9 protein-coding genes are annotated in these 11,294 nt (G+C 64.6%); 4 read left to right on the top strand and 5 right to left on the bottom strand.

Annotated features, from left to right (window positions below):
• Positions 1–7: 7 nt before the first annotated feature.
• Positions 8–1,312 carry an NAD(P)-dependent oxidoreductase gene (locus tag E8Q41_RS12375; protein WP_246660170.1) on the bottom strand — a complete coding sequence of 435 codons (1,305 nt, stop codon included), beginning with the start codon at positions 1,310–1,312 and terminating at the stop codon, positions 8–10.
• A 221-nt stretch (positions 1,313–1,533) separates the two neighbouring features.
• Here E8Q41_RS12375 and E8Q41_RS12370 point away from each other — a divergent pair, with 221 nt between their 5' ends.
• The gene (locus tag E8Q41_RS12370; protein ID WP_137155854.1) at positions 1,534–2,775 is read left to right on the top strand and encodes a hypothetical protein; all 1,242 of its coding nucleotides are present in this window, start codon (positions 1,534–1,536) and stop codon (positions 2,773–2,775) included.
• Here the strand turns inward: E8Q41_RS12370 and E8Q41_RS12365 are convergent.
• The 3 genes from E8Q41_RS12365 to E8Q41_RS12360 all read right to left on the bottom strand — a co-directional run bounded on the left by E8Q41_RS12365 (position 2,756) and on the right by E8Q41_RS12360 (position 4,934).
• A complete protein-coding gene (locus E8Q41_RS12365) occupies positions 2,756–4,174 on the bottom strand; it encodes a hypothetical protein (protein ID WP_137155853.1) in 1,419 nt (472 codons plus the stop codon). The genes E8Q41_RS12370 and E8Q41_RS12365 overlap by 20 nt on opposite strands.
• A complete protein-coding gene (locus E8Q41_RS25550) occupies positions 4,171–4,329 on the bottom strand; it encodes a hypothetical protein (protein WP_170976466.1) in 159 nt (52 codons plus the stop codon). Before E8Q41_RS25550 ends, E8Q41_RS12365 begins: the two co-directional genes overlap by 4 nt.
• A gap of 65 nt (positions 4,330–4,394) precedes the next feature.
• Entirely contained in the window at positions 4,395–4,934 is a 540-nt protein-coding gene (locus E8Q41_RS12360; RefSeq protein ID WP_137155852.1) for a serine acetyltransferase, read from the bottom strand.
• A gap of 89 nt (positions 4,935–5,023) precedes the next feature.
• Between E8Q41_RS12360 and E8Q41_RS12355 the strand changes: the two genes are divergently transcribed.
• Together E8Q41_RS12355 and E8Q41_RS12350 are read left to right on the top strand one after the other, a co-directional pair.
• Positions 5,024–6,253 carry a hypothetical protein gene (locus E8Q41_RS12355; protein WP_137155851.1) on the top strand — a complete coding sequence of 410 codons (1,230 nt, stop codon included), beginning with the start codon at positions 5,024–5,026 and terminating at the stop codon, positions 6,251–6,253.
• A gap of 104 nt (positions 6,254–6,357) precedes the next feature.
• Positions 6,358–7,671, top strand: a complete 1,314-nt coding sequence (locus E8Q41_RS12350) for a UDP-glucose/GDP-mannose dehydrogenase family protein (RefSeq protein ID WP_137155850.1) — start codon at positions 6,358–6,360, stop codon at positions 7,669–7,671.
• A 74-nt stretch (positions 7,672–7,745) separates the two neighbouring features.
• Here the strand turns inward: E8Q41_RS12350 and E8Q41_RS12345 are convergent, their stop codons facing one another.
• On the bottom strand, positions 7,746–8,756 hold the full coding sequence (locus E8Q41_RS12345) for an NAD-dependent epimerase (protein WP_137155849.1): 1,011 nt from the start codon (positions 8,754–8,756) through the stop codon (positions 7,746–7,748).
• 343 nt (positions 8,757–9,099) lie between these two features.
• Here E8Q41_RS12345 and E8Q41_RS12340 point away from each other — a divergent pair, with 343 nt between their 5' ends.
• Entirely contained in the window at positions 9,100–11,292 is a 2,193-nt protein-coding gene (locus tag E8Q41_RS12340; RefSeq protein ID WP_170976465.1) for a hypothetical protein, read from the top strand.
• Positions 11,293–11,294 lie beyond the last annotated feature (2 nt).

Here is an 11,294-nt window from a genome sequence, read left to right as displayed (position 1 = left end):
CTGGACCTTAGGCGGCGGATTTCTTGTTCGGCGCAGCGCCTTTGACGCCGTGGGCGGCATGGATGCCGGCTTCTTCCTCTATATGGAGGACGTCGATTTCTGCCTGCGCCTTGCCAAGGCCGGATTTGTCACCCTCGCTCTCCCCGGCGCCCGACTGATCCACGAACACCGTCGCGCGAGCGCCGGCCGCGTGCTGGGACGCGCCTGCCGCCTGCATCTCCGGAGCCTTGTCCGCTTCATCGCCAAGCACGGATTGCCGCTCTTGCGACCGCTTGAGCATCTCGACATGCTCGACGCCCAGGCTGTCGAACGTGCCGAGCGTATCGGCGCTCCAGCGGGCGAAGGCGGACGGCAGCATGCCGCGGCGCACGGCGCCGTGATTGAGAAGCCAGAGCGGCAGAACATCGGTCGAGCGGACGAGCTTGAGCACGCGATCGGGATGTATGCCGAGATTGAAGAGCGCCAGGGGCCTGAGGAGACGCGCCGCCGTCATCACCACCCAGCGCGGCACCAGAAACTCGCGCGCCCGGGGGAAATGCGCGGCCTTGAAGGTCTTGACGATCTCCTCGATCGTGTAGTGATCGGGATAGGCGGCGTTGAACAGGATGGAGCGCTCGTTGCGCGAGCGGGCGTAGAACAGCGCGTCGAGGAGATCCTCGACATAGAAACAGGCCTTCACCGTGTCCTTGCGGCCGGGATAGACGAACAGGCCGCCGCGCATCAATTTGGCGAGGCGGGTAAAATTGCCGCCTTCGGCATGACCGAAGATCACGGCGGGACGGGCGATGATCAGCCGCCGCGAGGGCTGCTCGGAGAGCCAGCTGCGATGCACCCCTTCCGCCAGCCATTTCGACCAGCCATAGGCGCTTTCGGGCTCTGGCGACGTATCTTCGGTCTTCACGTCCTCGCTCGGTCCATAGACGGAAATCGAGCTGGTGAAGACGATCGAATCGACGCCGGCGCGTCTGGCATAGGCGGTTACTTCCGTCGCGCCCTGAATATTGGTCTCGTAATATTCATGATTGGCGTGGCCTGGCGTGGTGTGGACCGCGGCGAAATTGTAGATCGCGCCGACCGCATCGGGAATGAAGAAATCGGACAGGTTGCGCACGTCGCCGAACACATAGTTGACGCCGGGCACGCGGATCTTCGGCTTGCGGATATCGACGGAATAAAGTTTGCCGACGCCTTCGGACGCCAGCCGCCGCAAAAGATGCGAACCGATGAAGCCCGCGCCGCCAAACACCACGACCGCCTTGCCGGCGGGATGAACCTCGCGTCCGGAAATGGGTCTGTTCGTCGTCTCGGTCATGGCGCAGCCGTTTCTTCCTGGAGCGACCGGGGCGGACAGGCATCCGCAACAGGTCAATTCGTGCAGCGCGGTCTCGCTGCGTTTGGCAGGACGCTACCGGCAGGGCGATTAACATTCGGTTCTTTCCTGGTTGCTCCCGACGCTCCATTCCGGGACGTGGTGAACAAATCTTTTCCGCCATCGCCCGCCGATTGCAGCCGTGGGCAGTCTTTCGCAACGTCATGATCCGCCGCTATGCGCTGATCGGGCTCATCCTGTTCGCCTGCCGCGACGCGGCCACCGGCGCGCTCCGCAGCGGTCTCGACAGCGCCGGGCTCTGGTGGATGTGGTACATTCCCGATCTGGTCGCCTTGGGCGCCGCCGCGATATTCATCGTCGTCCAGGCAGCGCGGCGGCAGGTCATCGGACTGCTGCTTGCAGCCGGTCTCGCCGCCTCGCTGGCGGTTGCGACGGAATTCATGGGCCCGGAGCCGCCCATGGCGCTCGCTGCGGTCAAGATGATCCTTCCCGTCTTCTCCGGCCTGATCTTTTTCGACGAGGCGGCGCATGACAGCCGACCATCCGTGGCGATCCTGACCATCCTGCTGCTGGTGATCTGTCTTGCGGTCCTCGGCGAACCCTTCATCGACTATCCCTGGGCGGACACGGGCTATGAGAGCTTTTCGGGGGCGAAGGCGGCGGTCAAGCTGTGGTGGCAACAGGGCGTTGCGCGCCATGGCGGCCTGTCCGGGGATAGCGCGCTCACCGCCGCCATGATCGTGTTTGTGGGCGCGCTCCTCGCGCCGCGCCTGCCGTCCCTCTCCTTCTGGTTTCTCGCGCCGCTCTGCATCGCTGCTCTCCTGATGACGACGAGCAAGACGGGGATCATGGGCTTTATCGCCCTGTGTTGTCTCTATCCGCTTATCGCGGCCCCCGCCCCGCGCGCGGGGACGGCGCTGCGGTTTCTGGCCCTTGCGTCCTTCGCCACCATGCTTCTGCCGCCGCTCCTGATGCTGTTGTTCGTCTCGCTCGATCGCGACGCGGTTCCGCCCGTCCTCGCCAGTCTCGCCGACCGCGCAATCGACACCTGGCCCGCGCCGTTTCTGGCGATCGCGGATCTCTATCCGATGGGGCTCGCGACCGGCTGCGGTCTCGGCTGTTTTTCGACGCCGATGGCTCTCGGGGAGCGCGCTGCGCTTCTTTCGCCGCTCGACAATTTCCATCTGGCCAGCCTCGCAATGTTCGGCCCCGCCTATCTGATCCTCGTGGCTGCGAGCATGATCGGCATTGCGCGGGAAACGTCGCGCGGAAAACTCGCCATCGTCATTCTGTTCAATCTCTATGCCCTGACGGTGCAGGCCTATGCGCCGAGCTTTCTCACCATGATGTGGGGCTACATGCTGAGCGGCGTCTTTTCCGCGTCGCGACGCGTTCTGGCGCCGCGACCCGAATTCGCAAGCCCGGTCAGATCAGCCTCGACCTGACGTCGAGATGCGGCATGCGCAGCCGCACCGTGCCGGAGCCGGGCGTCGCGCAGGTAAGGCCGAGCGCCTTGAAGCTGAGATAGCCTTTCGCGTCATAGGCCGGCACGGTGATCGGTTCGGTGGCGTCTTCGAGCACGAAGCTCTCACTGGATGGGAAGACGCCATGGGCGGTGTCGCTCATGGCGCCCGAGGCCATGATCGTGGCGCTGACGCCGCCCGTGACGCCGTTGATCTCGACATAGGGCCGCGCGCAGGCGAGGCCGGTCGATCCCGCCGCCACCGCCACCGTCGAAAAGCCCTGCAGCACGTCGCCCGCCAGCCAATAGGCCGACGAACCCACGAGATCCTGATGAACCCGCACGCCGCCGCCGGCCACGCTGACATTGTAGCCGATCACCAGATCGTTTCCGCCTTCCGCATTGGCGTCCACGCCCACCTGAAACGAAGTCGTCGTATCGCCGGAATTGCGCACGACCGTCCATTCATAGGGAACGGCTGTCGTTCCCGCGGCGAGCGAACCGCCGGCGCCGAGCACGCCGGCATTGCCTGATGTCGCATTGAACAGCGGATTGAGCGCCAGTTGCAGGCGGTTTTCGGCTGTTCGTTGGTTCGCGCGGGATACAAAGCTGCGCGGCAGCGGCCGCATGATCTCGCGCAGAATGATCGCGAAAGCTTTGGCTACATAATAGGCGCCAGTCACGCCTTCATGCGCCAGCACCGCGTCGCCCGTATGCAGATAGCCGGAGCGGAACGCCAGGGTGTCTGGCGTCGAGGCGGGATCGTGGAGAACGGCGGGCATGTCGAGAAGCCAGAGATTGGGCCTCAGTTCTGCCGCCCGTCGCAGGGCCTGGTTGTAGATCCACATCTGCCCGATCATCGCAGCGGAGAAATTGCTGGCGCCTGGGCAAAGCGCGACGATGACCTTCAGCCCCGCCGCGAGCGCGGCGTCGATCTTGGCGAGCGTGTCGGCGAAAGCCTGCGCCCCCGTCTCGGCGAGCGTCACCACGGCGCCGCTGACGGCATGCGTATAGGGCGCCTGCGAGAAATTGTTCATGCCCTCGCTGATATAGAGCGTGCCCGCCCCCGAGGCCAAAGCGGCGGAGAGCCGCGCCGCCGTCTGGTCGGTCCTCTCGCCGGACTTGCCGAAATTGCCGGTCAGGATCAACCTATTGCCGGCCATGGCGGCGCCGAGGAAAACATGATTGTAAGCGGAGCGATTGCGCCGCTGGGAATCGAGATGGATCTGCTCGGCAGTGCTGTCGCCGATGACGGCGAGCAGGTTCGACGATCTCGGCGCGATGCAGGCGCCGATCGGCGCGCGGCCGAACAATCCCGCCGCGTCATGGCCGATCAGATGGGTCAGGCTGCGGATTTCAGCGCTTTCGATTTCTCCGGTCATTGGAACGCCTTTCCGAACAGAGGGGAGCGGTGTCCGGAACTGGCGAAGGTGAGCAGAACGCGGCGGCCGTCCGATCCGAGACCGGTCAGCACGCGGCGCTGCTGCGGCGGCGAGGCTCGCCCGAGCGAGAGGGAAAGAAGGGATGCGATGCTCATGATGCGGTCTCCTGTTTCGACCACATCAGTGTAAAAGCGCCGGCGAGACGGGGGATGAAATCGCCCTAGCCGCCTCTTGGGGGCAGGATGCGCGCCGGATTGCCGACCGCCGTCGCCCGGGCGGGAATGTCGGTCAACACCACCGCATTGGCGCCGATCATCGCTCCTTCGCCGACGATAACGCTGCCGAGGATCACTGCGCCGGCCCCGATCTCCACGCCGTCGCCGATGACAGGCGCAGCCCTCTCGCCGCTCCGCCTGGCGCCGAGCGTCACGTTCTGCATGATCGTGACGTTCCGTCCAATCCGGCAGGCCCCGATCACCACGCCATGCGGATGCGGCAGATAGATCCCGCCGCCGATCTCGGCGTCGATGGCGATATCCGAACCGAAAAGATAGCTGGAGAAGAGCCAGACAAGCCGCCGCAGCGGCCGCCCGACAATTGGAACCGGCGCGAGCGCCTCCTGCATCCGGCGCAGTAGCGCGCAGGCGAAACCGGGCCGGCTGAGCGTTCGAAGCGCGGCCCGGCGCCCCGCGCCGCCCGCGCCTGTCCGCGCCCTGTCGAAATCGGCGCAAATCCTGTCCCAGACAGCCTCGTTTCGCATGGTTTCCCCCGCAACGCCCTTCCACTTTGCGGAGTCTTTGCTAGCCTGTCCACAACCAGATTGGAGGCGTCAACAACCGGAGCGGCGGCGTGGACAATGAGGCAACGACCGGCGCGCTGGCGCTCGTCCTGCGAGCCGCGACGATGGCTCTGCGTTTCGCCTTGCCGCTCGCGCTGATCCGGCTGCTTGGACTGGAGGCGACGGGCCTTTTCGCCCTGATCGCGGCAAGCGCCGCCATCGCCCCGGCGGCGCTGGGCTGGGGCCTCAACAATCTCCTCACGAGAGAGCTCGTCCTTGTCCCGGAGCAGGCGCCACGGCTGATCGCGACGCGCCTCACGATAACGGTCGCCTCCACCACGTCGGCCCTGCTTGCGGCGGTTTTGATCCTTCACCTTATCGGCCCCATCCCCGGGCTTCCCCTCGCCCCCGCTCTGCTCGTCATCGCGCTGGAGACGCTGGCGCTGGACATCCATGTGATTCTCATCGCGCTCGGCCGCGCGCGCCGGGCCAACCTTCTGCTTTTCCTGCGCTCCGCCGTATGGATTCCGGTTTTTCTGGTCGGCGCATGGCGGTTCGAAGCATGGCGCTCGCTTGATGGGCTTCTCTATGCGTGGCTCGCCGGGCATATCCTTGCGCTGGCCGCCCTGGCCCCTCTGGCGCTGAGAGCGACATGGCCAAAAAGGCTCGATGGACGCTGGCTGATGCGAAGCGCGCGCAATGCCGCATGGGTCTATGCCGCCGATCTCGGCCTTGTCTGCCAGCTCTACGCCGACCGCTATCTGGTCGTCGCCATGCTCGGCCTCGAAGCGACAGGCGTCTACAGCGTCTGCGCCGCCCTCGGGCAATCGCTGCAGATCCTTGCGAATTCCGCCGTGCTGCAGCCGGCGCTGCCGAGGCTGATTGCGGCGGCGCAGGAGCCGGATGTCTGGTCGGTCCACGTCAGACCTGTCTGCATCCGTCTTGCTCTGATGTTCGCGGCTCTTCTGTCTATGCTGACATTCACCCTGATCGTCGTCGTAGGACACGAGGCCTTCAAGCTTACGGCCAGCGCCGCGGCCACGCTCTGTCTCCTGTCCCTGGCCGCTGGCGGGCGCAGCGCTTCGGATGTCCTCAACGCCGTTCTGGTTGGACAGGGGCGCCACCGCGCCTATGCGGCGCTGTCCATGGCGGGAGCAGCATTCTCCATCCTTTTCTCCCTGCTCCTGTTCCCGATTTTGGGATTGACCGGCGCGGGCCTTGCCGCAGCCCTGGCGGCGGGCGCCGCGTTGCTCGGTCGGGCCACCGCCACAAACCTTTTCAGGAACCATCGCCGCCGGTGAAGATGTCATTGTTCTGAGACCCTGCGCGCGATAGAAGACCATCGTTTGAAACGAGACTCGCGAAACCCTCTTGGGGTCGCCATCGAGACTGACTGGAGAATTGTATGCGCATCGTCATGATTGGGTCGGGCTATGTCGGTCTCGTATCCGGCGCCTGCCTTGCGGATTTCGGCCATCACGTCACCTGCGTCGACAAATCCGAAGCCAAGATCGAGGCGCTCAAGGCCGGCAAGTCGCCGATCTATGAGCCGGGCCTCGAAGCGCTCGTCGCCGCAAACGCCGCAGCCGGCCGTCTCGATTTCACCCTCGATCTCGCCTCCGCCGTGGCCGAAGCCGATGTTGTCTTCATCGCGGTCGGCACGCCGTCGCGCCGCGGCGACGGTCATGCGGATCTGAGCTATGTCTATGCCGCCGCCCGCGAAATCGCCGCCAGCGTCATCGGCTTCACCGTCATCGTCACCAAATCCACCGTGCCGGTCGGCACCGGCGACGAGGTCGAGCGCATCTTCCGCGAAGAATTCCCGGACAAGGATGTCGCCGTCGTCTCCAATCCCGAATTCCTGCGCGAAGGCGCCGCCATTTCCGACTTCAAGCGTCCCGACCGCATCGTGGTTGGCGCGGAAGATCCGCGCGCCATGGACGCGATGCGCGAGGTCTACCGCCCGCTCTATCTCAACGAAGCGCCTCTGTTCTTCTGCGAACGCCGCACCTCCGAACTGATCAAATACGCTGCCAACGCATTTCTCGCCATGAAGATCACCTTCATCAACGAGATCGCCGATCTCTGCGAGACCATCGGCGCCGACGTGCAGAAGGTCGCCAAGGGCATCGGCATGGACAAGCGCATCGGCGACAAGTTCCTGCATGCCGGCCCCGGTTACGGCGGCTCGTGCTTCCCCAAGGACACGCTGGCGCTGGTCAAGACCGCCCAGGATTACGACAGCCCGGTGAGGCTGATCGAGACCACCGTCGCCATCAACGACAACCGCAAGCGCGCCATGGGCCGCAAGGTCATCGCCGCCTGCGACGGCTCTGTGCGCGGCAAGAAGATCGCCATTCTCGGCCTGACCTTCAAGCCCAACACCGACGACATGCGCGACGCGCCGTCGATCGCCATCATCCAGGCGCTGCAGGACGCTGGCGCGTCGGTCCATGCGTTCGATCCCGAAGGCATGGACGCGGCAAAGCCGATGCTCGGCGACGTGACCTATGGCAAGGACCCCTACGAGATCGCCGACGGCGCCGACGCCGTGGTGCTGGTCACCGAATGGGACGCTTTCCGTGCGCTGGATTTCCGCAAGCTCAAGGCGACCATGGCCGGAGACGTGGTGGTGGACCTGCGCAACGTCTACAACGCCGCCGAACTCGCCAAAAACGGCTTCCGCTACACGGCGATCGGAAAGGCCCAGAAGGGCTGAAGAGCGTATCGAGACCAAGAAAAAAGCCGCTGGGGCGCCCCGGCGGCTTTTCTATGTCGGCATTCAGCGGCGTCTCACTGCGCATAATGCCCGGTGAACCACTCCACGAACCGCCTGACCCCCTCTTCCAGTTCGATTTCCGGCTTGAAGCCGGTCAGCGCCATGAGCAGATCGGGAGCGGCGTAAGTGCGCGGCACATCGCCCTGCTGCATCGGCAGCATGTTGCGGATCGCCGGCGTTCCGAGCGCCGCCTCCACCGTTTCGACGAAACGCATCAACTCGACCGGCTGACCGCCGCCGATATTGACGACGCGGAACGGGGCCTGCGGCGAAAGCGTGTCGATGACGCTCTCTGCCGTCACGCGATTGTCTTCAGCGGGCGCGACGCCCGTCAGCCTGACGATGCCTTCGATGAGGTCGTCGATATAGGTGAAGTCGCGGCTCATGCGGCCTTCGCCATAGATGTCGATCGGCTGTCCCTTGCGGATCGCGTCGACGAATTTGAACAGCGCCATGTCCGGGCGCCCCCATGGCCCGTAGACGGTGAAAAAGCGGAAAGCGGTGGTGGGGATCTTGTGCAGATGGGCGTAGGAATGCGCCATCAGTTCCATGCTCTTCTTGGTCGCCGCGTAGATTGTCATCGGCTCGTCGGCGCGGTCGGCTTCGGCGAACGGGATCTTCTCGTTGGAGCCATAGACCGACGAGGTCGACGCCAGCATCAGATGCTTTGGCGAAAGCTCGCGCGCCAGTTCCAGCACGTTGAACGAGCCGGTCAGGTTGCTGTCCACATAGGAACGCGGATTTTCGAGGCTGTAGCGCACCCCGGCCTGAGCGGCGAGATGGATGATGATCTCCGGCTCGGCGAGCTCGGCGGCGCGATCGAGCGCCGCTTTGTCCTCCAGCATGCCGATCACGGGCGTGAAGCCGTTGGAGCGGGACAGGATCGCGTGCCGCTCCTCTTTCAGGGAGACATCGTAATAGGGCGTCATGCCGTCGAAACCGACGACAAAATGCCCCTCGTCCAGCAGACGCTTGGCGAGATGAAAGCCGATAAAGCCGGCCGTCCCCGTGATGAGATAACGCATGGGAAGTCCTTACCGCAATGTCGCGCCATCTCTGCGCGAACGACGCAACGAAGTCAAAGCAGAGTCTCTGGAACCACCCAGAAAACACGCATGAATAGATTATGCGTATTGTGTGACAGGCTTGCGCCTCGTCCGGAGGGCGTTGGCGTGGCGTCGGAAGAGATTGTCGCTTGCCGTTACGTCAAATTCGGCGTTAACTTCGACCTCACGTTGCATCCATCGATAATGCTCAGCTCCTTTTCATAACGCATGCCTTTTCCGCCGGCCTCGTCGGCGCCGAGGCGACGACCGAGGTTGGCCGATCATGCAGCAGGCAGAGCAACAGGCGCCGGCGCCACCCGCCATGGAACGCGAGACCGAGGTCGATCCGCTCACGCGACTCTGGCTCGCCTGTCGCCGGCAGGGTAAACTCATCGTATATGTGCTCGGCGCAAGCCTTTGCGGGTGGGTGATCTATCTCACCCTTGCCGCCCCGCTCTATCAGTCCAGCGCCAGCATTCACGTTCTCGCCGAAGACCCCGACTATTGGCGAAAGGCGACAGACGCCGATCATGCCATCAGCCTCGATGAAAAACTGGCGAGCCAGTTGGAGCTGGTAAGGTCAGGCGAGACCTTCCGGCGAATGATCGAGGACTCCGATCTTCTGGAGCAACAGCACTTCATCGAGGAAATCGCGCAGGAGCGTCCGGGAGCCTTCCTTGCATGGCTGCGGACGACGTTTGGCAAAGGCGGCGTCGCCGACCCGAAAACCGAGGCCCTCGCCCTGATCGAAACGCGGCTTACGGTCAAGCGCCTGGGCGATTCGTCCGTCCTGTCGATCACCTATGCCGCAAGAAGCCCGCAAGCTGCGGCAGCCATGACAGGACGCGTGGTCCAGGCTTATTTCGACGCCCGGCAGCGGATCCAGACCGAAGCGGCGCGGCGGGCGGTTGAATGGTTGTCGGCCAAGGTCGAGGAGCTGCGCACGCAGACGCTCAAGCAAGCCGCCGCCATTGAAGCGTTTCGGCGAAAACATGGCCTGCTCGCGAGCGAGGGCCGATTGATCGGCGACCAGCGCCTCAGCCGGATGACCGAACAACTGGTGCTCGCCCAGGGAGATCTCGGTGAGGCGGAGGCGCGCAGCCGCAAACTCGAAGCCATCCTCGCCGCCGGCGACATGAACGCTGCGGTCGCCCAGAGTCTGGCGAGCCCGCTGGTCACCGAACTCCGGCAGGATTATCTCGAAGCCGCCAGGCGCGGGGCCGATCTCGAAGCGAAATATGGCGCCGGCCATCAACAGGCCCGGCGCCTGAAAGGCGAAGCGGAAGAATATCGCCGCCAGATGTTCGAGGAATTGTCGCGTATCGCCGCCGCCTATCGCGCCGAGGAGGAGATGGCGCGCGGCCGCGTCGAGGCGCTTAAGGCCAATATCGGTCAGGCCGGCGCGGAGAAATCGGATCTCGACGCGGAGCAGGTGACGCTGCGCGATCTCGAAAATCGCGCCGACAATGCCCGCCGCCTTTACCTCGATCATTTGGCGCGACTGGACACCGCCCGACAGGAGGAAAACCTGCCGGAAATCTCCGCCAAATTGATATCGCCGCCGACAGTTCCAGCCACGCCCTCCTCGCCCCGCAAGGCGCTGTCGCTGTTCGTCGCATTCTGTTTAGGTTTGGGATCAGGACTCGCCGTCGCTGCGCTGCGGGATTTCTCGGACAGAAAGCTGCGCCGGCCCGATCAGTTGCGCCGCGTCAGCGGCGCGCCCGTGTTGGGGCTCATCCCTCTGATCGAGCGCGCCCCAGCCTTCCATCCCGATTTCACCGCTTTTCCGATCAGCAGGCCGGACTCGATCCGCATGGCGGACGCTATCGACCGCCATGCCTTCGACAATCCCCGATCCCGCATGACGGATGTGATCCGGCGCACGCTCGCCCATCAGACGCCTTTGGAAAAAGGGCGCAGCGCCCGCGTTGTCGGCGTCGTGTCCTGTGAGGCCGGAGAGGGCAAGACGACGATTGCGGCGAACCTCGCAAGTCTCAGCGCCCTGAAGGGCCAGCGCACGCTGCTGGTCGACGCCGACCACGTCAATCCCGAGGCTTCCCGCCGGCTGGCGCGCCATGTGCTGGAGGCCACGGAGCGGCCGTCTCTCTTTCCGTCGCTGCTTCGCCATCCTTCGACGCCGCTTTCGCTGCTGGCCCGTCCCGAACCGTCGAGGGATAGCGGACCCGGCGATTACGACCGCAGCGCGGACATGGACGCCGACATAGAAAAGGCAAAAGGCGACTTCGACCTGATCGTCATCGACCTGCCGCCCCTGGCTGCGGGTCACGTCGTCGAAGACGCGGCAACGCGGGTCGACAGCATCCTGCTCGTGGTGGAATGGGGCGGTGTGACGGAGGCGGCGCTTGCGGAGGCGCTGCGCAACGCGCCGACGATCGCGACGAGGATCACCGGCGCGCTGTTCAACAAAGTCCGCTTCGACAAGCTTCCGCTCTATCTCGAAGGCGGCGCGCCCGCATCGGCCTATCTCGGCCAGGGCGGCTACTTCTCCGGGTGAGA

Source organism: Rhizobium sp. FKL33 (assembly GCF_005222915.1).
Taxonomy (GTDB): Bacteria; Pseudomonadota; Alphaproteobacteria; order Rhizobiales; family Rhizobiaceae; genus Rhizobium_E.
Note: the sequence above shows the minus strand (reverse complement) of the source record. Positions and strands in the feature narration are given on the sequence as shown.

Bases quoted from the DNA above. Each gene is read 5' to 3' on its own strand.
- E8Q41_RS25550 (WP_170976466.1), bottom strand. From the start codon at position 4,329: ATGAGCATCGCATCCCTTCTTTCCCTCTCGCTCGGGCGAGCCTCGCCG.
- E8Q41_RS12340 (WP_170976465.1), top strand. From the start codon at position 9,100: ATGGAACGCGAGACCGAGGTCGATCCGCTCACGCGACTCTGGCTCGCC.
- E8Q41_RS12365 (WP_137155853.1), bottom strand. From the start codon at position 4,174: ATGACCGGAGAAATCGAAAGCGCTGAAATCCGCAGCCTGACCCATCTG.
- E8Q41_RS12360 (WP_137155852.1), bottom strand. From the start codon at position 4,934: ATGCGAAACGAGGCTGTCTGGGACAGGATTTGCGCCGATTTCGACAGG.
- E8Q41_RS12345 (WP_137155849.1), bottom strand. From the start codon at position 8,756: ATGCGTTATCTCATCACGGGGACGGCCGGCTTTATCGGCTTTCATCTC.
- E8Q41_RS12375 (WP_246660170.1), bottom strand. From the start codon at position 1,312: ATGACCGAGACGACGAACAGACCCATTTCCGGACGCGAGGTTCATCCC.
- E8Q41_RS12350 (WP_137155850.1), top strand. From the start codon at position 6,358: ATGCGCATCGTCATGATTGGGTCGGGCTATGTCGGTCTCGTATCCGGC.
- E8Q41_RS12370 (WP_137155854.1), top strand. From the start codon at position 1,534: ATGATCCGCCGCTATGCGCTGATCGGGCTCATCCTGTTCGCCTGCCGC.